This window comes from Streptomyces sp. NBC_00637 (genome assembly GCF_045161545.1).
In the GTDB taxonomy this organism is placed as follows: domain Bacteria; phylum Actinomycetota; class Actinomycetes; order Streptomycetales; family Streptomycetaceae; genus Streptomyces.
In genome coordinates this window covers 637,214-660,559 of the sequence record NZ_CP109046.1, presented here as the reverse complement: position 1 = coordinate 660,559, position 23,346 = coordinate 637,214, and the positions used below count along the sequence as shown (strand labels likewise).

The window sequence follows — 23,346 nt, the reverse complement described above, 5'->3', positions numbered from 1 at the left end:
CGCCGATCCCGGCGTGCAAAGCCCTGTGCCGCAAAGGAGTTGGTGCGTTGTCCGACTGGGAGAATTCGAGTACCGCCCGGGTGGTGCCGCCCGCACGGCCCCGCAAGCTCGCCAAGGTCCCCTTCGTCGAACTGGCCGACGGACGCCTCCAGGGTGTAGTCTCCAGCGGCTCGGACATCGAGCGGGTGTACGTCTCGTCGGTCGCCGCCGGCACCTACGCCTTCGCGTGCAGCACCAACAACAACCGTCCCTGCGGCGGCGCGCGGGGCTCGTTCTGCAACCACATCCGCGCGCTGATCACCGAGGCCGTGCTCCAGTACGGCGCCGACCGCGTCGCCCGCTACCTGCGGGTCGAGCCCACGGGCGCGGAACCCGACGCCGCGGCCCTCACCGCCGCGATGACCGGCACCCACCCGCCGCAGGCGGACGGCAAGGCGGTCGCCGCACCCGTCTTCAGCCGGTTCCTGCGGCACCTCGCCTACCTGGAGCTCCCGCCGGTCACCGCCCCGCTCCCGGAGCTCCAGTGGTTCCCGCCGACCCGCCTGACGGGCACCCCGCCGGCCCCCCGCGCCGAGCGCGTGAGCCCCCTCACCGCGCCCGTCGAGGGACTGGCCGAGGCCCTGACGGCGGTGGACGCCTTCGACCGGACCCTGGTCACCGGCCTGCTGCGCCCCCGGCCCGAACGCGTCGACGACCTCACCCTGCTCACCCGCGCCGTCTCCGGCAGCCCGCTGGCCGCCCGGGTCGCCGAGGCCGCCGGGAAGGCCGCGACCGGAGCCGCGAACGAGGACCATTTCGTCACCCTCGCCGCCGCCCGCACCGCCCTGCTCGGCGCCGTGCACGACGCGCTGACGGCCGGCGTCGACGAGGTGACCGGCCGCACACGCGAGGAGCGCACGGCCGGCGCTCCCTCCACGCGGCCGGAGGTGAACCTGCTCGCCGCCGCCCGCACCTGGCTGGCGGACCTCGCGCGCACCGGCTGGCAGGGCATCGACCACGAGCTGGCCGGCGGAGCGGCGCCCATCGTCTCGGCGATGCTGCCCGACCCCGCACTGCGCCGTCTGGCCACCCTGCTCGACGGATTCGCCGCCGAACTCGCCGCCTCCTGCCCCGGATCCGCCCTGGACAGGATCCCCGCGCGCCGCTGGGGCGACCTGTGGTCCCGCGCCCTGCTGCTGACCGTGCCCGGCGCCGCCGACCGGCCCGCCGTCACGACCGCCACCGGCCGCCTGCTGCCGCTCGGCCTCGACCTGCACGAACACGCCACCGCCGCGCAGGCCCAGGTGCACGCCGTCTTCGAACCCGCCGACGGCACCGCGCCCCGGCTGGTCCGCGCGAGCGTCTCGGTGCCCAAACCGGACACCGTCGTCGCGGCGGGCGTCTGGCAACTGCTGCGACCGCACCTGTCACTGCTCACCGCCCTCGGCGAAGGCCGGTCCATGGACCTCGACGCCATGCCCCTCACCGACGAGGGCGACCTCGTCTGGGACGACGCCCGGGCCCGCGCGGGCGAGCCGGTCGACGCCCTCGCCACGGCACGGGTCGTCCTGCCGACCGCCGCCGCCCTGCCCACCGCACCCCTGGACCGCCATCCCGCGCGCATCGCCGAGCCGGTGTTCCTGGAGGGCTACGACCGCGAACAGGACGGCGACACCCTCATTTTCACCGTCGCCGGACACGCGCTCCCCGTCGACACCGACCGCATCCCGACGGCGAGCCCGCTCACGCCCGAGGCAGTCGCGGCCTCCCGCGCCTGCGTGGGCCTGCTGCGCTGGGACGGCGGCGGCCTCCGTCTCCAGCCGCTCGCGGTCGAGACCACGGTCCGCAGGAAGGCGGTCGCCCTCCACGCGGGCGCCTGGGCCGGCGGCACCACCGACAAAACCGGTGCCCGGGCCGAGAAGGCCGCCACCGATGCCGTGACCGTCCTGCGCGAACGAGCGGGAAGGCTGCTGCGGAAATGAGCGACCCCATGCCGGAAGCCGTTCCCGACGACAACCGCCGCCAGGTCCTCTACTGGCGGCTGCTGGCCCGCCTCTTCGACCCCGAGGAGCAGGCCGGGCTGGAGTCGGCGAGTCTCGCCGTCGTCGAGGACATCGGCCTGCCGCCCGCCCTGCTGGACCCGCAGACCTCCGTCGACTCGATCGTGCAGCGCCACCCGGAACTGGCGTCGGAGTTCGACGGACTGATGGTTCCCGCCGCCCCCGCCCCCGCCCCCGCCACCACGGCCACGGACGCCGACACGGCCACGGGCACGGACACGAGCACGGACACGGCCACCGAGGCGGATCCCGCGGCCGACGGTGACACGCGTGACCGTGCGGCGGAGGTGCGGCGTGCGGCCCTCGTGTCCAAGGTGCTGCTGAACGTCTTCTCCACCGGCTCCGGAGCCGTCAGCGCCGGGCAGCTGTCCCGCTGGCAGAGCGATACCGGCTGGCTGGAGCGCGCCCTGGGCAGCCGGCCCGGGGAGTTGCGCGGCGGTCGTGGCACGGCGCCCGACGGCGGCGAGACCGTTCCCGGTCTCGGCCCGGAACTCGGCGCCATCGAGGCGGACCTCGTCCGGCGCATGCATCTGCGGGAAGTGCTCGCCGACCCCGAACTCGCCGCGCGGCTCACCCCGAGCATGTCGCTGATCGAGCAGTTGCTGCGCGACAAGAGCAACCTCTCCGGGGTCGCCCTCGCCAACGCCGAGTCGCTGATCCGCCGCTTCGTCGACGAGGTCGCCGAGGTGCTGCGCACCCAGGTGGAGAAGGCCACGGTCGGCGCGATCGACCGTTCGGTCCCGCCCAAGCGGGTGTTCCGCAACCTCGACCTCGACCGCACGATCTGGAAGAACCTCACCAACTACAGCCCGCAGGAGGAACGCCTCTACGTCGACCGGCTCTACTACCGGCAAACGGCCCGCAGGACGACGCCGCAGCGGCTCGTCGTGGTCGTCGACCAGTCGGGCTCGATGGTCGACTCGATGGTCAACTGCACCATCCTGGCGTCGATCTTCGCCGGGCTGCCCAAGGTGGACGTGCACCTCATCGCGTACGACACCCGCGCCATCGACCTCACGCCCTGGGTGAACGAGCCGTTCGAGGTCCTGCTGCGGACCAAGCTGGGCGGCGGCAACGACGGCCCAGTCGCCATGGCCATGGCCCGGCCGAAGATCGCCGAGCCCAAGAACACCGTGCTGGTGTGGATCTCGGACTTCTACGAGTTCGGCCGCTCCCAGCCGCTGTTCGAGGGCATCGAGGAAGTCCACCGCTCCGGCGTGAAGTTCATCCCTGTCGGCTCGGTGACCAGCTCCGGCCGACAGGAGGTCAACCCCTGGTTCCGGGAGCGGTTCAAGGCCCTCGGCACACCGGTGATCTCCGGTCACATCGACAAGCTCGTCCACGAACTCAAGACGTTCCTCACCTGACCCACCCGCTCGACCCACCCGCTTCCTGGAAAGGCCATCGGATGACCGACCTGCTGCGCGCACCCGCCGAGCTCAAGTACGCCGAGGAACTCGACTGGCTGGAGTCGATCGACGACAACCCCAAACCGTTCTCGTGGCGGCTGTCCCCGAAGATGGTCCGCCTGTTCGTCCTGGGCTCCGAGCGCGCCGACGGTCTCGACCGGGAGATCGCCCCGAAGTGGTTCGGCGACCGCAGCTTCGTCGAGCGCTCCATCGTCACCCTCGCCTCCGACCGGGGCCTGCTCCTCATCGGCGACCCCGGCACCGGGAAGAGCTGGCTGGCCGAACTGCTGTCCGCCGCGATCTCCCGCAACTCCACGCTGGTCGTGCAGGGCACGGCGGGCACCACCGAGGACCACATCAAGTACTCGTGGAACGTCTCGATGGTCATCGCCAAGGGCCAGTCGCGCGAGTCGATGATCCCGTCGCCGATCATGACCGCGATGGAGACCGGCTCGATCGGCCGCTTCGAGGAGCTCACCCGCTCCACCAGCGACGTCCAGGACGCGCTGATCTCGATCCTCTCCGAGAAGTACATCTCGGTCCCGGAGCTGGGCAGCGACCGGGACAGCGACAACATCGTGTTCGCCAAGCCGGGTTTCTCGGTCATCGCCACCGCCAACAGCCGGGACCGGGGCGTCAACGACCTCTCCTCGGCCCTCAAGCGCCGCTTCAACTTCGTGCGCATCCCGGTGGTGACGAACAAGAAGAGCGAGGCGGAGATCGTCCGGTTCCGCACCGAGGAACTGCTGCGCCGCCACCGCATCGAGCTGGACGTCCCGCCGACCCTGCTGGACGTGCTGCTGCGCAGCTTCGCCGACCTGCGGGCCTCCTCGGCCGCCGCCGGCAGCGACGACGAGAAGCTCGAGTCCGCCCTGTCCACGGCCGAGCAGATCGGCGTCCTCGAGGACGCCATCCTGCACGGCAACTTCTTCGGCGAACGTGCCCTCACCGCCCACACCCTCGCCTCGTCCCTCGTCGGTTCCCTGGCCCGGCGCGCACCGGAGGACCTCGCCATCCTCAACAAGTACCTGCACGGCGTCGTGGAACCGCGCAGCAAGGACGAAGGTGGCGCCTGGCCGGAGTTCCTCGAGGGCGGCCGCGACGCGATCGCGACCCTGTCGTGACGGGGGCCACGGAGGGCACGTTCACGGCGCTGCGCACCCAGCTCCAGGACGCCGCCGCCATGTTCGCCGACGGTCCCGCGGCCCTGGAAGGCATCCTGCGGGGCATCGTCGACGACGTCGAACGCGCGGTGGGCGAACCCCTGGAGATCTTCCCGGTCTGCCACCACTCACCGGCCTCGGCCATCGCCATGGCACGCCGCCTGCGCGAGAAGCAGCCCAGGGTGGTCTACCTCGAACTGTGCGAGGACATGGCCCCGATCCTCACCGAGCTGCGCAACTGCCGGCTGCCCGTGGCGGTCCAGTCCTTCGCGAGCGAGATCGAGGGCTTCCCCGCGGACTGGGCGCCGCTCTCGGTGGTCGCCCCGGTCACCGAGGCCTCCGCCGAGTACCAGGCCATCGCCTACGCGCTCGACACGCCGGGCGTCGAACTCGTCCTCGTCGACCGGTCCTCGGACCACGTCTTCCAGTGGGAGACCGGATCCGACGGGGGGAGCGCCCCCGACGGCGCGGGTGACGCCGACGCGCCCGAGGCGGCGGAGCAGACCGCCCTGCACGGTGACGCCGTCGGCGTGGAGATCGGCGACCTGCGTCCGCGCTTCGCCGAGCTGGAGGAGCACCTCCTGCGCCATGGCCGGGTACGGCACTGGTCGGAGTGGTGGCACCAGTACGTCGAACTGCCCCTAGGCGACAGTGACCACGACACCTACCGTCAGGTGATGCTGCTCATCGGCAGCCTCTTCCGGCGCCTCGCCCCCGGCGACCCCGGCAGGGTACGGGTCGACGAGGACCGCGAGCGCCACATGTGGACCCGGATGCGCGAGCACCTCGCCGCCACCGGCACCGACCCGGCCGACTGCCTGTACGTCTGCGGCGCCTTCCACGCGGCTTCCCGGGTCGAGGAGTTCGGTGTGCGCGGCGGCGACACCTTCACCATCGGCCCGCCGAGCGGCACCAAATGGCGGCACGGTCTGATCCCGTCCAGCCACGGCGCGATCGAGGCGCAGTTCGGACTGGCCGCGGGCTCGGTGTCCATCGCGGCCACGGAATGGGCGAAGAACCTCCGGCGCACCGGCGTGCGGCCGTACCGCCTGGAGGGCCAGGCGGGCACCGGGAAGAGCACGAAGCCGAGGAAGGCCCTCGCGCCGGCGGACCCCGAGCCGGCCACCCCGGCCGCCGACCGGCTCACCGGGTTCCTCCAGCGGCCGCCCGCCCTCGACGCCCTGGACGAGGCCGAACTGCTCGGCTGGTCCGTGGAGATCGTGCGCGCCGCGCGTCGTAACGGCTACCTGGCCTCGACCGCCGACGCCATCGCCGTCTTCGAGACGTCGATCCTGCTGGCCGGGATGCGCGACCGCGCCAAGCCGACGCCGTACGACTTCCAGGACGCGGCCGTCACCTGCATCGAGAAGGACGCCGTACCGGGCCGGCGCGACGTCGGCCGTCTGGTCGAGATCATGATGGGGGGCGACCGGGTCGGCCAGGTCGGCTACGACGCGCTGCCGCCGCTGGCCCGCGATGTGCACGACAGGCTCGCACCCCTGGACCTCAGGCTCCAGCAGCGCGGGGTGCAGCGCGCCCTGCTGGACATCGCCGCACGGCCGGAACTCGCGCGCTGCTCCGATCTGCTGTGGATGCTGCGACGGCTGCTGCCGCAGGGCGCGGCCCGGCCGATCATGGGCGAGCGCCGCCTCGGTGAACGCCCCATCCAGGAGTCCTGGGACCTGGCCCTGGGCACCCACCAGCGCGCCCTGATCGAGCTGGGCTACGAGGGTGTCAGCATCGAGCAGGTCCTCGAACAGCGGCTGCGGCGCGCCGCGTACGCTCCCCAGGCCACCGCTGCGCAAGTCCTGGAGGCCGTCGAGGACGCGACGCTCTACCTGCGCAGCCGCCGTCTCGCCGACGAGCTCGGCACCCGGGCCCTGGAGGTCCTGGCGAGCGAGCGCAGTGTGGACGGCGCGCCGGAGGTCCTGCGCCGGGTGCGCCGGCTGCTGGCCCACTACCGCACCGCCGAGCCGGTGCTCCCGCCGTGGATCGAGTCCTTCGTCAAGACCGGTTACGCGCACTACTGCACGCTGCTGCCGACGGCGTTCACCGACGACGACGCGACCGTCCGCCAGGTCGCGGCGATGCTCGGCTTCCTCTTCGGTATGGAGGGCCTGGCGCTGTCCCTGGGCTGCGACCGCACCCAGCTCGAACTCGCCCTCGCCCAGTCCCACCCGACCGAGCCGTCGCGCACCGCCCTGCTCTGGGCGGCGCAGACCCACCTGGGGACCCTGTCGAGGACGGCGCTGCGGGCGCGCTGTGCGGAACTGCTCGGCAACCCGCTGGTGGTGCCCGCCTATCCGCGCTACCTCAGCGGTTTCGTGCACGCCCTGGAACCGGTGCCGGGGCTGGCCGACTTCGTCGTCGAGGCGGTGTCGAACGCTTTCGCCCGGCTCCCCGACGCGGTGCTGCTGCCCTGGCTGCCGACGCTCATCGGCACCCTGCGGGCCGGCGGTGCCGAGCAGGCCCCGCTGCTGATCCGTGAGGCGGGCCGGCTCTTCCCCGCCCGGCTCACCGAGCTGGACACCTTTGTTCCGCCGTGGCTGCTCCCGGAGGAACCGTCGCGCGCCCCGGTGGGGTCGGCGGTGGTCGCCGGAGGCGGTCTGCCGCTTCTCGCCGCGCACCGCGACACCTGTGACGCGCTCGCGGATCTGCTGGGCTGCGACGGGTCGTGGGAGACGGGCGATGCCATGTCGCCCGCAGCGGCCCTGCTGGCCCGGTATCCCGAGACCGCGGCGGCTCTGGAGGCGCTGACGACGCACGGGCCCCCTGCCTGAGGCAGGAGGCCCGCGTCCTCAACCGATCGCCCGGTATTCAGGACCGGACGGCGGAGGTGTTACCGGCGGCCGGGAAGGCCGACCGTGATGACGCCGTTGACCTTGGCCGGGGTGGCGCTGTCGTAGACCACCTCCCCGCCGGCCTTCCTCCAGATCCTGATGAGGAAGGTGTCCGGGGTGTCCGTCGTCGTGACGCGGAACCCGTAGCCGCTCTTGCCGTCGAGGGTTCCCGATCCCTGGAGGACGGCCGTGGAACCGGTGACGACGAGCCAGTCGAGGCCGATGGAGCGGAACTTCAGGCGGGCCGGCCGGAAGTCGAAGGTGACCCCTCCGGCCGGGGCGGTGGCCCCCGGCAGATAGCCGGCCGTGAGCGAGAAGAACGCCCGGCCCGTCAGCTTCGGCGTGACCTTGGCGTCGACGGTGCCCGCACCCACGACCGGTCCGGCGGCACGGTCGTACACGATCAGCTCGGGGAGCGTCGTGGCGGCCGAGGCGCCGTCGTCGTCGGTGACGGTGATCACCGGGCGGCGGATGCCCGCGGAGGCGTAGGTGTGCTCGGCACGGCAACCGGACGTGGTGACCGTGCCGGTGGTGGGCTTGCCGCCGTCCTTCCAGTCGATGACACAGGCGTGGGTGTCACCGGCGCCCGGGTCGCCGAAGCGGGCGGTGACGGCCGTGGCGCGGCCGGCCGCCACGGGGGCCGACGGGCCGGTGGCCGAGGTGATGGCCGGGGCCGCGTTCGACACCGTCACCACGGCCGAGTCGGTGCTGCGGCCGCCGGTCAGCGTGGCGGTGTAGGTGCCGTTGTCGGTGCAGGTGAGCGTGGTGCGGGCGGCGGCGGGGTCCGTGACCGTGCAGGGCGCGCCCTTCTCGAGGGTCCACCGTGCGCCGCCCGCCCCGGAGACCGTGCCGTTCAGGGCGATCGCGGAACCCTCGGCGCCCTGGGCGTCGGGACCGGCGTGGACGATGGTGACCGGGTCGATGCTCGTGAGGGTGGGCACCACCTTCCTGATCAGGCCGTCGGCGTCGAACTCCAGCTTGTCGACGGTGGTTTCGCGGTGGGTGCCGTCACCGCCGGGGATGGCGAACCGGTGGTAGGCGATGTACCAGTCGTCGGTGCCCGGCACCTGGACGACCGAGTGGTGGCCGGTGCCCTTGATGCCGAGGGAGAGGTCCTTCTCGAGGATGACGCCGCGCTTGGTCCAGGGGCCGGTGGGCGAGGGACCGGTGGCGTAGGCGACGCGGTAGTTCTCGTCGCGGGTGTCGTTCTCCGACCACATGAAGTAGTAGGTGCCCTGGCGCTTCACGACGAAGCTGCCCTCGTTGTAGCCGCTCGGCGTGATGTCGGTGATCTTCGAGGCGTCGAAGGAGACCATGTCGTCGCCCAGCGGGACGACGTAGGCGTGGCCGTTGCCCCAGTAGAGGTACGACCGGCCGTCGTCGTCGGTGAAGACCGCTGGGTCGATCATCTGGCCGCTGTACTGGCCGGCCTTGAGCAGCGGCTTGCCCAGGGCGTCCGTGAACGGGCCGGTGGGCGAGTCGGAGACGGCGACGCCGATGTTGGCGTCGGCGCAGAAGTAGAAGTAGTACTTGCCGTTCTTCTCCTCCATGGTCGGCGCCCAGGCCCGGCTGTCCGCCCAGCTCACGTCCGGCCCCAGGTCGAGGATGACGCCGTGGTCGGTCCAGTGCACCAGGTCGGTCGACGAGTACGCCTTGAACTGCGTGCCGCTCCAGCCCTCGAAGCCGTCGGTCGTCGGGTACATGTAGAAGGTGTCACCGAAGCGCACGATGTCGGGGTCGGCGTTGAGGCCCGGCAGCACCGGGCTCTTCATGACGAGCGCCGACACGGTCCAGGTCCGCTTCGTGCCGTCCGAGCCGGTCACCTCGTACGTCACCGGCTTGCTGAAGTCCTGCACGCTGCCCGAGGCGGGGCTGATCGCCGCGCCGTGGGCGAGGGTGAACTCCGGTGCCAGCGCGGTGACATCGGTGCCCTCCTTCAGCGGCAGTGTGATCTTGCCGTTCGCGTTGTCCAGGAGGGCGTCGACCTTCAGGGCGGGGTGCGTGGCCTTGGCGATGCCCGCGGTGTTGCCGCTGAGTTCCATGACCTCCGCGGCCGACAGGGCCCGGCCGTAGACGCGGAAGTCGTCGACCTCGCCGCCGAAGTACGGGTCGGCCGAGTACAGGGAACGTCCGATGTAGCCGGTGTAGTCCTTGTCGGCGTCGTAGAGCTCGGACGGCTTCACGGTGGTCGTCGTGCGGGCCGCCTCGACGCCGTCGACATAGAGGACCATCGTGCCGGTGGAGCCGTCGAGGGTCACCGTGACGTGCCGCCACTCGCCGGGGGTGAGCTGCGAGCCGGCCGTCAGCTTCGACTCCGCCGACCACCTGGCCTTCGTGATGGCCGAGTAGAGACTGGAGCCGCCGTTGGATGGGGTGGCGAAGAGGTACTTGTCGCTGTCGGGGCCGAGCCCGAACAGCCACTGGAAGCTGGAGCCGCCCTTCCACTTGGCGTAAGTGGACACCGTGACGCTGTCGGCGCCCTTCAGCACGCCGTTCGGGATCTTCACGTACGGGGAGGTGGCGGAGTCGCCGGACATCTTGAACGAGCCGTCGTCCACGCCGGTCCCGAACTCGGGCGTGCGGACGTAGGTGCCGTGGTTGCCGTGGCCGCTGGAGTCGACGGCGATGTTGCCGGACGTCTCGTCGAAGCCGTAGTGCAGCAGTAGGTCGGCCGGCACGTCCGGACCCTCCGTCGAGACGGTGACCTCGGCGCGGACGGGGAGCGCTGCGCCGTCGGGGAGGCTGCCCGTCACGGTGAAGGTGCCGCTCTGGGCGTAGGCCGACGCCGGGACCTCGTCCCAGGTGACCGCCACCGGGCGGCGCACGCCGTCGGCGTAGGTGGCGAGCACGGTGGCCGGCAGGACCGGGGCGTCACCGACGCGGGTCTTCACCGCGATGTCCTCGACGCTCTCGACCAGCTGGTCCGGCTGGTAGGCGCGCAGCAGCCGGTCGTACTCGGCCTGGGTCACCGGCAGGACGGTGCCGTGCCGGGGCTTGGCCGGCAGGTCGTAGCCGGTGGACGGGGTCCAGACGCCGGAGGCGAGGTCCGTCGTCTCGAACGGGAGATAGCCGCGGCCGCCGAACTCGTCGAGGAACGCGTACCACTTCTCCTCGGTGTTCGACTTGAACACCAGGGGCCCCTCGGCCGCGTTCATCGCGCCCTTGCCGATGCCCTCGGCGACCGCGTCCCAGGAGAGGTTCAGCAGCGAGTCGCTCTTCTCCTCGAAGATGAACTTGCTGTTGGGGGTGGAGGAGGAGTTGTTGCGCTCGTCCTTCGACAGCCGGAAGTAGGTGCCGTCGTGCTGGATCACGGTGGAGTCGATGACCGAGTAGCCGCGGTCGACCCAGACCTTGGGCTCGCTGAACGTGTAGAAGTCGCGGGTCGTGGCGTACATCATCCGGTTGTACGTGTCGCCGGAGTGCGAGGCGTTGTCGTACAGCTTGGACGCCCAGAAGACCACGTACTCGCCGAGGTCGCTGTCGTAGTACGCCTCGGGTGCCCAGGTGTTGCCGGCGCTGTCGGGGGAGACCTTGACCAGGCGCTGGTCCGTCCAGTGGACGAGGTCGGTGGACTCCCAGACCATGATGGACTTGCTGCCGGTGCGCTGGGAGGCGTCCCAGTCACCGTTGCCGTAGATCCTGAGGTCGGTGGCGATCTGGTAGAACTTGTCGCCCTCGGGGGAGCGGATGATGAACGGGTCGCGCAGACCCTTCTCGCCCAGGGTGGAGGTCAGGACGGGCTTGGCGTCGTTCAGCTCCCGCCACTTCAGCGGGTCGTTGCCCTTGCTGAGCGCGGCGTACAGCTGCTCGCCGTCGGAGGTGCCCTCGCCGGTGAAGTAGCTGAACATGTAGCCCTTGAGGGCTTCCTTCGCGGGGAGTTCGGGGACCTTCGCGGTGAACACGCGGGTCGCCTTCGCCGCGCCCTTGGTGACGGTCGCGGTCAGGTCGACGGTGGTGGCGCCGTTGCCGTGCGCGGGGCGGTGCACCACGCCGTCGGCCGAGACGACGTCCGGGCGGGCGGAGGTCCAGGTGACGGCGGTGCCGTAGGTACCGGTCGCCGGGAGGCCGAGGTTGCCGCGCGCGTCGTCGAGGTTGTGGACCGCGAGGGCGTCGGCGGCCTGCCGGGCGGCGGTCGCGTCGTCGAACGCGGCGAGGACGGTGACGTCGAACGACTTGGTGGCCGTGACCGTCCCCTTCCTGAGGGTGGCCGTGAGCGTGGCGTGACCGTCCGGCTCGCCCGCGGCGGGACGGGTCACCTTGCCCGCGTCCGAGACCAGGGCGGTGTTGTCGCTGGCCCAGCTGATCGTGGCGCCGCCGGCCGTGCCGGTCTTCGGCAGGTCCAGGTCGGTGACGACGGCGTCGGTGTCACCGAGGTCCAGGGCGGCCTTGTCGTCGGCTACGCCCTGCGTGGCCACGGGGAGGGCCAGCTGCTCCACGTCGGAGGCGGGCAGCGCGTGGTCGTACACCCGGAAGTCGCGGATGTCGCCCTTGAAGAGCTTGTCGCCCGAGTACACCGACTTGCCGAGGTAGTTGGCCGCGGTGATGCCGGAGCCGATGGCGCCGGGGGTGATGGTGACCGCCGTGTTGCGGGCGACCTCGACGCCGTCCTCGTACAGCACACCGGTGGTGCCGGACTGCGTGTAGGTGAGGTGCTTCCACACCGAGCGGGTCAGGTTGTGGGAGTCGGCGGGCTTGGTGGTCTGCTCCGTCGACCAGTTGCCGGTGGCGATCGAGGTGCGCAGCGAGTTGCCCGTGGTGAACAGGTAGCCGTTGCCGTTGCTGCCGCTGGAGTTGCCGAAGCCGTACAGGAAGTACGGCGTGGACTGCGCGGCGTCGATGCGTACGTCCATGGCGACGCTGATCGCGTCCATGCCCTTCAGTACGTCGTTCGGCATCTTGACGTAGGTGTCGGTGCCGTTGAAGGCGAGGCCCTGGCCGGTGGACGACCAGCCGGCGGTGCCGGTCACCGTGCCGTCGCGGCCGTTGCCGGAGGCGTCGGTGACCGTGGTGCCGGACGTGGCGTCGAGCTTGTACCAGAGGGCCAGACCGTCGGTGACGTCGGCGGCCTCGTCGGCCTGGACGGGAGTCGCCGCCCCGACGAGGCCCACGAGCAGGGACGCGGCGGTCAGCGCGGCCAGTTGTCCCGCCCCCCGTCTCGCACGGTCGCCGTGTCGATGTCTGTGCGTCATGGGGGATCCGCCGTTTCAACCGTGTGACGTGATGTTGCGAGAGTGTCAAACGGTGTACATAGCCACGTCAAGAGTTCTCGAACAATGTCCGACCAGTCGAACACGATGAGGCGGCCCACAAGGTCTTCTGTTCAACGCCGTGTTGACGACTCGAGCCAGGTCGTGAGGGCCCACCACCAGTGCAGGGCGGCCGGCGTGCCGTCACCGTCCGTGAGGGACGTGGAGGTGATCTGCCGGAGCCGCCCGAGCCGGTAGCGGACCGTGTTCGGGTGGGTGAACAGGGCTGCCGCGCTCTGGTCGAGCATGCGGCTGTCGTCGAGGAACGCCAGTGCGTTGAGCGCGAGTTGGTGACGGAAGGTGTCCGCCGGATCGAGGGAGCCGAGCAGGCGGCGACTCGTCAGGGACCCCCGGCAGACCTGAACGCGGACGCACCCGCCCGAACTCGATCACCCACGCGCCGGCAAACAGGTCCAGCCGCTCGAAATGACCCTCCCGGTCACCTCGTCCGTGTACGGAGCCCACACGATGACCTGCGCGAATCTGCTCATGCCGAAGTATCGGCCTACCCCGTCGGCCGACGGCAGACGAATGGGAGGAGAGCTGAGGTCAGGCTGCCCAGTCGGCACCGAGCGCGGCGAGCGCCTGGAGCTTGTCGGCGGTCAGCTTTGCCCTGCGACCCTTGAGGTTCATGATCCATACCCCCAGCTTGATCGCGTGTTCCTCGCCGTCGATCACGATCCGTTCGATGTGGGAGCGGCTCACGGGTCCTACCGTGCCTGTGCGGTCCTTGTACTGAGCCAGGGCTGCCAGGCCCCGCTCGAAGGAGTCAGAACCGCCGCGAGAGGCTTTGGCGGGCGTCGCCGGCTCAGGGGTCAGCGGCACGACACCGAGGGCCTCGAGGCGCTCGCGCTGGCCGTCCGTGAGTCCTGCCCACACGCCCGGTTGGCGCTGCCGTAGGAGCCACCGTCCGACGTCGTGCCCTCCCACGGTCACGCCCGGCAGGAGCTCCGTTCCGGTCTCGTCGCGCAGCAGCTCGCGCACGGCCGCGTAGTGGCGTTGCCAGTCGGCCGGCCAGGCGGGGTTCCAGTCCGGGTCGATCGCCTCGAGCGCGGCTGCCCACTCCGGGTGCCCGTCCAGCGCACCCGGCCTTCGAAGATTCGCCAGCCACATCCCCAACGGCCGGTCCAGCACCGTGGCCGTCCGCGGAGCACAGAGCGAAAAGTGCTGCTCGAAGTACACCCTCGCGGCCGCCAGGTTCTCCTGGAAGCGTTCATCGGCCGGCGACCACACCATGCCCAACTGCTCGAGTCGCCTCGCGCGCCGGCCGGTCATCTGCCCGGCCCCGTATGCCCGCCGCTGTTCCGCGACCCACTGCCCGAGCGGGTAGGCGCCCTCCTTGTGCCCGTACGGGACACGGGCGTGGGCCTCACGGTCGGTGAACTTCTTGAGGGCCGCCCAGCCCCGCGCCCAGTCCTGCTTCTCGGTGTCGATCACGTTGAAAGAAACCCACTCCGCGACCATCACCGGATCCCTGGGGGCGGCGAACCGGAGCAGGAGACGGGATTCCTCCTCGTCTTCCTCAGGTGCCTGACCAATGCTCACAGACGGCTCCACGAAGCCCTTCTGCGGCTCCTGCGGGATCGCGAGCAATTCAACAGCCTCTTCATCATGAGCGCGCAGTCCAGCCAATACCTTCACCAAGGGCCGGTATGACCCGGAGGTGAACATGTCCTCCGGCTTTTCTCCGGGCTGGAGGAAGACGGGCACGATAAGGGAGGCCAGTTTCCCTTGTCCGGGCTTCTGCCGGAGTGCCCGGCCGATGGCCTGGACGATGTCGTGCGGCGCCCCCTTGGGGTCCAGCAGGGCGACGGAGTCCACGGCTCTGATGTCGACGCCCTCGCCCAGGACCCGGCAGTTGGAGAGCACGGCCCGCTGCGCCGTGGACCCGAACGAGCCAAGGACCTCCCGCCGGCGTTCGGGTGCGTGTTCGCCGCACAGCCAGTCCGCCCAGACCCGAGCCGGGTACATCTCCGGTTGATCCGCATGCAGCTTCGCGGCCACACGCTCCAGCCCCTCCGCGTATGCCTGCGCCTCCATCGTCCGGTGATGGAAGGTGATGCACGTCGACAGATCGTGCTGCGCCATCGTGTGCAGCAGCGCCGCCTGGAGCGCCCCGAGCCGCTGCCCCCGCACTTCCTCGCTGCGCCGCTCCTCACCCATCAGACGCTCCGGCGTGACGACCGGGTCCCTCAGCTCCAGCACGATGATCTGATACCGCGCCAACAACCCACGCGAGACCGCGGACGCGAGCGACAGCTTGTACAGGACGGGCCCGAACACGGCCTCGTCGTCCATGGAGGCTGCCATCTCCCGAGGCAGCGGATCACGCACCCCCTCAGCAACCTCCCTGCTGAGCCGCTCCTCCCAGATCCGCGGCGTGGCCGTCAGGTACAAGCGGCGGTACGCCGGGATGACGCTCTGGTCGTGGATGTCCGCCCAGGCCTTACCCATCGAGCCGGAAGTCCTGTGGGCCTCATCGACCACCGCGAGGTCCACCGGGTCCAACTTCTGGCCGTAGACACCCTCGAAAGCCTCAGCCAGGACACCGAGGCTGGCGTAGGTCGCGTAGATGGTGACCGGCCCCGTGCCGTGCCACAGCGCCAACTGCACCGGATTCGTGGTGCACCGCACCCGCAGATTCCACAGCTCCGGATCGTCCTGGAGCGAACACACCGCAACAGCAGGCCCCGTGTGCCCGACCTCATGCCACGCCTTCACGGTCTGGGACAGAAGGTCCAGCGTCGGCACCAGCACGAGCTTGCGCCCCGTCGGAACAAGCCGCTTCGCCGACGCCGCAGCAATGAAGGTCTTCCCCGTGCCACACGCCGCGTGCACCTGCCCGCGCAGACCATCGAAAGGAATCCCGCCCGCCGGGACATCGAAGCCGCGCACGATGGCATCGACGGCTTCGATCTGATGGGCACGCAGTTTCACTATTGTCCTTTCTTTGCATGTGATGTCAGGAACCGCGCTCCGACCACAGACGAGATCAGCCAGGCGGCTGCGCGGCATTCAGCGGGGACAACAGAGACTTCCGGGCGATTCGGTGATCGTGACGGTGGCGATTATGTCTTCCGCCACCGACAGTCTCGCTTCAGCAGCAGGCTCAGCCGGGCAGGGCGCGGGCCTGCCGCGACCAGTGCTTTGGAAGGCCTGACACGACGAGGTGGCTGACTGCATGCGATGCAGCGCGTGAGGTCTTCGCCGAGGAAGACGGTGAACCGCTGTCGTCGTCGGCCACCCGCGACCGGTCGAGCCTGGCCGCGGCGTTCAGTTCGGCCGGCGGCACTTCGTGGCGCCGCTGCCCGACCCCGGCCGCGTGCCAGTCCCACAACCGCCTCCAGCACGTCATACCTGAGCCGAAGCCCAGCTCCGGTCCGGGAGCGGCTTGCGGCCCGGTACCTGAACCGGTAGCAGCAGCTCGATCCGCTGCCACACGTCATCCGAGACGGTCCACGGCGAAGCCCCCATGATCGGACCGCTCCCACCGCACCGACCGGACACGGCCACCAGGACCGTTTCGCGGCATCACGTCAGGCCTCCTGAGCCGCCGACACGAGCAACGAGTCCCGGCCCTTGAAGCCGGGACACCCTCTACCGCCTACCGCACCAATTCGCCCAGCAGACTGCCCGGTGCCCGTGCCACTGATGCGGAGGCCGGCGCGGGCGTGCCGGAGCGGAATCACGCACCGGCCGCTACGGGCTGCTCCTCAGCCTGCTCCGGCACTGCGGTAGCCGTGTAGAAGACGGACGAGCCCTGCTTGTTGCGCTGCGCCTGGCTTTTGGCCACCAGCCCCTCAAGCGTGGTGCGTACCACCGTCGTCTTGACGCTGCGGTCGGGATGGGCCTCGCCGAGGGTTGCGGCGATCTCCGCCGCCGAGCGCGGCTCGCTCTGCTCGGCGAGATGGCCACGGATCAGGTCGCCCAGTGTCGGCCGCGCAGTTGTCGCCGGTTCAGCCTTGTCGGACTTGGTGGAGGCCTTCTCGGCGGCCGGCTTGACGGCAGCGCTCCGACGCGGCGCGGGAGCGGTCTTCTTCGGCCGCGCCTGCTTGCCCGCACTGGGCACAGCCTGCTTCTTTGCCGCTCGCGGGGCGGGTACAGCGGCGCTGTCCGGCAGGACCGAAGGCTTTGCCGCAGCCGGTGCCGCGGCGATCGCCTGCTGGATGCCGACCAGCACGGCGTGGTCACGCTGATGCGCTGCCAACTGCTCCTGCAGAGCGGCGATTTCCGCACCGATCCGCTCCTGCTCCTTGGCGTTGCGTTCGAGGTCGGCACTTACTTGAGCGGTGTACTGCGATGTCAGTTCGGTGGTGTTCTCGGACATGAGGCGAACAGCCTTTCCTCGACCTTGGGCCGGAGTCGCAGGGCCTGTCACATATGTGTGTCTGCCCGGTGGCTGATGCCTGCGGGCGGCAGCAACGTCCAGTGCGCAGTTCCCTGTCAAAGGGATAGTACGGATATCCGGAGCTGCTTGTTCCAATCGGGCATGTCTGTGAATGGTCTCAGAGTGTGGAACGTGAGCTCTTGTCCCGGCTCGTGACCGCTCACGCCCGCCGCACCCCCACGGACGACGATGCGCTCCTCGAGCGGCCGTTGCCGCGGCGCCTGTACACCGAGGTCGCCGACGTGGGATTCGGGCCCGACGGAGCCTTGGCGTCGCTGACACCGCGCCGCACTGAGGACCAGGCGGCGCCCCCTGGCCCTGTGCCACCGCCCTCCACGATCAGCGCACCAGTCGGCGCCACCCACGTCCTGGTTGGGGTCCGCCGCCAGCGGGCCAACCACCCACCCCACGTCTCGGCCGACCCCACGTGGCCATCGAGGCCGCCGCCCGCGCCGCCGGCGCACAGGCCGAGATCCTCGAAGCCGTGAACGTACAGACCCCAGGGGAGATGTTCATCCCCGATCCGGTCGTCGCCGACCAAGCCGTCACCACCGAAGACCCGGCCGTCATGGGCCCCGAGGGCGTACTCCTCGTCGTCGAGGTCGCCTCGTCAGGCAAGCGGATGCGCACAGCGGTCGTTCCCGCTCAGCAGCACGCATACCATTGCATGATCGGCATCCAGGCCAGGCTTCCAGGTCGCCCGCCAGTGGAGATGCCGCCCAGGTCGCCTGGTCCCGCGAGGACGCGGAGCGTCGGCTGCTGGGGAGGCACAGAGAAACGGGGGGTACGGCATGCACCGGCGGGCGCTACTGGGTCGCGATACGGAGCGTCGCACGCTGGCTGCCCTGGTCGAGCAGGGGGCCGCCGGTTCGGGCGGCGCGACGGTGATCACCGGCGCGCCGGGGATCGGCAAGTCGGCGCTGGTCGCGGAGGCCGCGGACGCGGCAGCGCGCGGCGGGACCCGTGTGATCACCGCTGTGGGGGTCCAGTCGGAGGAAGACCTGCCCTGTGCCGGCCTGCACCAGCTGGTTCACCAACTACGGGACGGAATCGACGACTTGCCGGGACGCCAGCGCACCGCGCTGCTCGCGGCCGTCGGGCTCGTCGACGAGGCCGTACCCGATCTGTACCTTGTCGGCTTGGCCGCGCTGACCCTGCTGACGGACGCGGCGGCGAAGGCGCCACTGCTGGTGATCGTCGAGGACGCCCACTGGATGGACCGTGCCAGCCTCGATGTGCTCGGGTTCGTGGCGCGGCGGATCGAGTCCGACCCTCTCGTTCTGGTCGCCGTCACCCGGCGCCTCGACGACCGCCTCAGCAGTGCCGGCCTGCCGGTGCTGCACCTGGGCCCGCTGACGGACGAGGTGTCGGGTGAGGTGCTGGACACGGTGGCCCCCGCACTGGGACAGCAGGTCAGACGGCGACTGTTGGAGGAGGCCGCCGGGAACCCGCTGGCGCTGACCGAGCTGCCGGTCGCGCTGCAGTCGGTCGGCGGGGCGTACGCGCTCAACCCGGGTCCGCTGCCGCTGACCGCGCGGCTGGAGCGGACGTTCACGGCACGGATCTCCCGCCTGCCGGCCGACACCCGTGCGGTCCTGCTCCTCTCGGCCCTCAACGGTGACGGGACGATAGACGAATGCCTCGCCGCGGCGACCCGGATGCTCGGGACGACGGTCGACGTCGGTGCTTTCGAGACAGCGATCGACGCGGGCCTGGTGGAGGCCCAGGGGACGGCCTTCAGGCACCCCCTCATCCGCTCGGCGATCCACCACGCCGCCACCGCCGCGGAACGCCGGGCCGCGCACGCCGCGCTCGCCGCCGCGCTCCAGGGGCAGCCCGATCGGCAGGCATGGCACCGTGCCGCCGCCACCGCCGGTCTCGACGAAGGAGTGGCACGGGATCTGGACTCCACTGCCGGCAGAGCCCTGCGGCGAGGCGGTGTCGCCGCGGCTCTGGCCGCGCTGAGGCGGGCGGCGGAGCTGACGAAGGACTCCTCCGCGCGGGCGGACCGGCTGCTCCGGGCGGCGGAGCTCGCACTGGAGTCGGGCCAAGGAGACGTCGCGACGCATCTGCTGACCCAGGCGCGCTCACTGGACCTTTCGGTCCGGGACCAAGGGCGCGCGGCCTGGGTCAGCATCGCTCTGGCCGAGGGGACGCGGGGCGAGGGTTCCGCGACCGCCGAGCTGGCCGAGCTGGCGGTCGAGATCGCCGCCGGCGGCGAGCCGACACTGGGGCTGCGCATGCTGTGGAGCGCGGTCCTGCAGTGCTTCTGGGGTGAGCCGGGTCCGGCCGCCCGCGAGCGGGTCGCCGCCGCTGCCGACCTGATGCCCGTGCCTGCCGACAACGCCGACCTGGTCGCTCTGCGGGCGTATTCGGCGCCGGTCGAGCGTGGGAAAGGGGTCATGGAGGGCCTGGCGGGTCAGCTGGAGCGCTCGTCGGCGAACGCGGAGGGGGACCAGCTCCTGGGGGCCGCCGCCGTGACGGTGGGCGCTCCCGCCCTGGCGAGCCGGTTGACGGCGAGGTCGCTGGACGCCCTGCGAGCGCAGGGCAGGCTGTCGATGCTGGCCCGCGCCCTCTGCGTCCAGGCGGGGAGCGCCGCACGGCTGGGTGACGTGCGCGCCGGTTCCCTGGCCGCGGAGGAGGCCGCGTCGCTTGCCCGCGAGACCGGTCAGCCTCTTGTGCACGCGATGGTGAATGCCATCCGCGCACAGCTGGCCGCCGTCAGCGGCGACCCGGCGGCAGAGGCATGGGCGGCGGAAGCCGAACGCGAGGCCCTTCCCAGCGGAGGGCGCCCGGTGCTGGCCATCATGCAGATGGCCCGAGGGCAGGCGGCACTCTGTCAGGGCCGCTACGGCGACGCGTTCGGCCACCTGCACCGCGTCTTCGACCCGGCCGACCCCGCCTTCCACTCCTGGCTGCGCTTCTACGCGGTCGCGGAGTTGGTGGAGGCGGCGGTGCGCAGCGAATCCGCGGGGGTGGCACGCGACATCGTGCGGGAGCTGACCCCGCTCGGGAAATCGACGTCTTCGCCCGCCCTGCTCTGTGGGTTGCGACTGGGCCGGGCTCTACTGAGCCCGCAGGATGCCGCTGAGCCGCTGTACAGGGCGGCCCTCGACGCCGTCCCCACGGACTGGCCGTTCGAGGGGGCGCGGGCGCGCCTCGCCCTGGGCGAGTGGCTGCGGCGTCACCGGCGGCCCGCGGAGTCCCGCGTCGTCCTGCAGGCCGCACGCGAGATCTTCGACGCCCTCGGCGCGTCGGCATGGGCGGAGCGGGCACGGCAGGAGCTGCGTGCCGCGGGCGCGTCCTCCCCGCGCCAGGATCCGGCCGCGGTCGACCGGCTGACCTCGACCGAGTTGCACGTCGCCCAGCTCGCCGCGCAGGGTCTGACGAACCGGGAGATCGGCGAGCGGTTGTACGTCTCGCCCCGGACGGTGAGCACCCATCTCCAGCGGATGTTCCCCAAACTGGGGGTCACGTCCCGCGGCGAACTCGCCGCGGTGCTCGGCGGCACGGCGACGTACCCCGAACGCCCAGCGTCATGACGTACACGGAAGACGCAGCACCATGACGTACGTCGAAGCCGTAGTCCGACGGACGCGGTCCGACCTGCTTGATTCCTAGGTTTGTGCCATGCCCGGTGCGCACACGGCGGACGGGCGGGAAGGCACACCATGGGAACCATCACCGTCGGCTCCGAGGGCTCGACCGCCATCGATCTGTACTACGAGGACCACGGTTCGGGGCAGCCGGTCGTCCTGATCCACGGTTACCCGTTGGACGGGCAGTCGTGGGAGAAGCAGACCGATGCGCTGGTCGAGGCCGGCTACCGCGTCATCACCTACGACCGCCGTGGCTTCGGCCGGTCGAGCAAGACCATGACGGGCTACGACTACGACACCTTCGCCGCCGACCTGGACACCGTACTGACGCAGCTGGACCTGCGTGACGTGGTTCTCGTCGGGTTCTCGATGGGTTCGGGCGAGGTCGCCCGCTACCTCGGCGTCCACGGCTCGGAGCGGGTGGCGAAGGCGGCGTTCCTCGGTTCGCTCCAGCCGTTCCTGTTGCAGACGCCGGACAACCCCACCGGTGTGCCGCAGAGCGTCTTCGACGGTATCGCGGAGCAGGCTGAGGCCGACCGCTACGCCTGGTACGAGAGCTTCTTCGTCGACTTCTTCAACACCGACGAGACGCTCGGGTCGCGGCTCAGCGAGGCCGCGCTGCGGGCGAACTGGGCCACCGCCATCGACTCGTCGCCCATGGCGGCGTACGCGTGTGTCCCGGCGTGGCTGACGGACTTCCGGGCCGACGTGGAGCTCATCGACGTGCCGTCGCTGATCCTGCACGGGACCGCCGACCGCATCCTGCCGATCGACGCCACAGCCCGCGAGTTCCGCCGCCGCCTGCCCGACGCGCGATACGTCGAGATCGACGGCGCTCCGCACGGGCTGCTGCTCACCCACGCGGCCGAGGTCAACGCCGCCCTGCTCGACTTCCTCGCCGCCTGAGAGCCGGCGCTTGTCACGAAAGGACCGCACTCCTGTGCCGGTTGTCAACCACCCTCTGCCCGAGCGCGACCGCGAGACCGCGGGTGCGGCGCTGCAGGCGACCCTGGCCGACCTGCTCGACCTGTCCCTGGTGGCCAAGCAGGCCCACTGGAATGTGTACGGCCCGCGCTTCCGCTCGGTTCACGTGCAGCTCGACGAGGCCGCCACCGTCGCCCGGAACCACGCGGACACGGTGGCCGAGCGCGCGGCCGCCCTGGGCATCAGTCCGGACGGACGGGCCGGAACCGTTGCGGGGGCCAGTGGCGTGCCCGCCTTTCCGCCGGGCTGGACCAAGGACAGTGACGCCGTCGAGGCCTTGGTGCACGCGCTCTCTGCCGTGACCGAAAGGCTGCGTGAGCGCGTCGCCGCGATGGGCCAGGTGGATGTCGTCACCGAGGATCTCCTCATCGGACTGACGGCCGATCTCGAGAAGCAGAGCTGGATGTTCCAGGCGGAGAACCAGGCCTGACCAGGGGTCCAGAGCCTCACAGTTGTCGTCCGAAGTGGAGAAGAGCATGCGTGTCGAGGGAACGAGCACAGACCGATTCGAACCGGTACGAGCGGCGCTGAGGGCGCACCTCGAAGCCGGCGAGGAGTTGGGGGCGTCGATCGCCGTCGATGTGGACGGGGTCATGGAAGTCGATCTGTGGGGTGGCCACGCGAATGAAGCACGGACCGTTCCGTGGCACCGGAACACGTTGGTGAGTCTGTGGTCGACCACGAAAACCCTCACCAATCTCGCGGCTCTCATCCTCGTCGACCGGGGCGCGCTGGATCTGCACCGCCCGGTCGCGCACTACTGGCCCGAGTTCGCCGCCCAGGGAAAGGAACACATCGAGGTGCGTCACGTCCTGGCTCACACCTCGGGACTCTCCGGCTGGGAGCAGCCCTTCCGCATGGAGGATCTCTACGATCGGCCTACCGCGAGTGCCCGGTTGGCCGCGCAGGCACCCTGGTGGGAGCCGGGCTCCGCTTCGGGCTACCACGTGCAGACCCAAGGGCAACTGGTCGGAGAGCTTGTCCGGCGGGCCAGTGGTCTTACCCTGACGGAGTTCGTCGCCACCGAGATCGCCGAACCGGCGCAAGCCGATGTCCAGATCGGCGCGCGACGGGCCGACTGGCCGCGTATCGCCGATCTGGTGGCCCCCTCGCAGCCAGGCGGTATACCCACGGGTCTTGATCCCGCGGGAATCTTCACCAGGACGCTGCTCGGAAGCCCCGCACGGGACGAGCACGTCGACACGCCGCAGTGGCGCTCCGCTGAACTCGGAGCCGTCAACGGACACGGCAACGCGCGTGGCCTGGCCCGAGCGCTCTCCGTCATCTCGCGGCGCGGCCAGGTCAACGGCCGCCGGCTTCTCTCCGAGGAGACGGTGGACAAGGTGTTCGACGTACAGGCCGACGGAGTCGACCTGTTCCTGGGCGTTCCCATTCGCTGGGGCATGGGCTACGCACTCGCCGATCCGAGGACGATGCCGCACATGCCCACCGGGAGGATCTGCTTCTGGGTCGGCCGGGGCGGTTCGATCGTCATGATGGACCTCGACCGGCGCGTCACGTTCTCGTACACGATGAACCGGGTGGGCGACGGGATCCTCGGCTCGGAGCGCACGCACAGCTACCTCAGGCATGTCTACGAAGCCCTGGAACGTACCGGCTGAGGTGAGCCGTAGGCTCCGCGCGCGGCGCTGTGGCACACCGCCGAACGTGCCGCCAAC

12 protein-coding genes and 1 pseudogene are annotated in these 23,346 nt (G+C 70.7%); 9 read left to right on the top strand and 4 right to left on the bottom strand.

Annotation, left to right across the window (positions count from 1 at the left end; translation table 11 throughout):
- Positions 1–47: 47 nt before the first annotated feature.
- The 5 genes and pseudogenes from OG440_RS02840 to OG440_RS02820 all read left to right on the top strand — a co-directional run.
- Positions 48–542, top strand: a pseudogene (locus OG440_RS02840) (hypothetical protein); the annotation flags it as partial.
- Complete coding sequence (locus tag OG440_RS02835) at positions 543–1,961, top strand: hypothetical protein (RefSeq protein WP_406011236.1); 1,419 nt, start codon at positions 543–545, stop codon at positions 1,959–1,961.
- A gap of 8 nt (positions 1,962–1,969) precedes the next feature.
- Positions 1,970–3,406, top strand: a complete 1,437-nt coding sequence (locus OG440_RS02830; protein ID WP_406005216.1) for a VWA domain-containing protein — start codon at positions 1,970–1,972, stop codon at positions 3,404–3,406.
- A gap of 41 nt (positions 3,407–3,447) precedes the next feature.
- On the top strand, positions 3,448–4,572 hold the full coding sequence (locus OG440_RS02825) for an AAA family ATPase (protein ID WP_406005215.1): 1,125 nt from the start codon (positions 3,448–3,450) through the stop codon (positions 4,570–4,572).
- Positions 4,569–7,391 (top strand): hypothetical protein, encoded by a 2,823-nt coding sequence (locus OG440_RS02820; RefSeq protein ID WP_406005214.1) that lies wholly within the window; start codon positions 4,569–4,571, stop codon positions 7,389–7,391. The genes OG440_RS02825 and OG440_RS02820 overlap by 4 nt, the downstream gene beginning before the upstream one ends.
- 59 nt (positions 7,392–7,450) lie before the next feature.
- On the opposite strand, the gene OG440_RS02815 is transcribed toward OG440_RS02820, so the two are convergent.
- The 4 genes from OG440_RS02815 to OG440_RS02800 form a co-directional block, all read right to left on the bottom strand.
- Positions 7,451–12,640: a family 43 glycosylhydrolase gene (locus OG440_RS02815; RefSeq protein WP_406005213.1), complete on the bottom strand. Its 5,190-nt coding sequence runs from the start codon at positions 12,638–12,640 to the stop codon at positions 7,451–7,453.
- A gap of 131 nt (positions 12,641–12,771) precedes the next feature.
- A complete protein-coding gene (locus OG440_RS02810) occupies positions 12,772–12,969 on the bottom strand; it encodes a helix-turn-helix domain-containing protein (protein WP_406011235.1) in 198 nt (65 codons plus the stop codon).
- A 277-nt stretch (positions 12,970–13,246) separates the two neighbouring features.
- Positions 13,247–15,634, bottom strand: a complete 2,388-nt coding sequence (locus OG440_RS02805) for a Helicase associated domain protein (RefSeq protein ID WP_406005212.1) — start codon at positions 15,632–15,634, stop codon at positions 13,247–13,249.
- A 748-nt stretch (positions 15,635–16,382) separates the two neighbouring features.
- The gene (locus OG440_RS02800; RefSeq protein ID WP_406005211.1) at positions 16,383–17,024 is read right to left on the bottom strand and encodes a BlaI/MecI/CopY family transcriptional regulator; all 642 of its coding nucleotides are present in this window, start codon (positions 17,022–17,024) and stop codon (positions 16,383–16,385) included.
- Between the two features lie 851 nt (positions 17,025–17,875).
- On the opposite strand from OG440_RS02800, the gene OG440_RS02795 reads away from it, so the two are divergent.
- From OG440_RS02795 to OG440_RS02780, 4 genes are all read left to right on the top strand, one after another.
- Positions 17,876–20,626 (top strand): AAA family ATPase, encoded by a 2,751-nt coding sequence (locus OG440_RS02795; protein ID WP_406005210.1) that lies wholly within the window; start codon positions 17,876–17,878, stop codon positions 20,624–20,626.
- A gap of 129 nt (positions 20,627–20,755) precedes the next feature.
- A complete protein-coding gene (locus tag OG440_RS02790) occupies positions 20,756–21,589 on the top strand; it encodes an alpha/beta fold hydrolase (protein ID WP_406005209.1) in 834 nt (277 codons plus the stop codon).
- Between the two features lie 34 nt (positions 21,590–21,623).
- The gene (locus OG440_RS02785; RefSeq protein ID WP_406005208.1) at positions 21,624–22,097 is read left to right on the top strand and encodes a Dps family protein; all 474 of its coding nucleotides are present in this window, start codon (positions 21,624–21,626) and stop codon (positions 22,095–22,097) included.
- Positions 22,098–22,143: 46 nt separating this feature from the next.
- The gene (locus OG440_RS02780) at positions 22,144–23,289 is read left to right on the top strand and encodes a serine hydrolase domain-containing protein (protein WP_406005207.1); all 1,146 of its coding nucleotides are present in this window, start codon (positions 22,144–22,146) and stop codon (positions 23,287–23,289) included.
- Positions 23,290–23,346 lie beyond the last annotated feature (57 nt).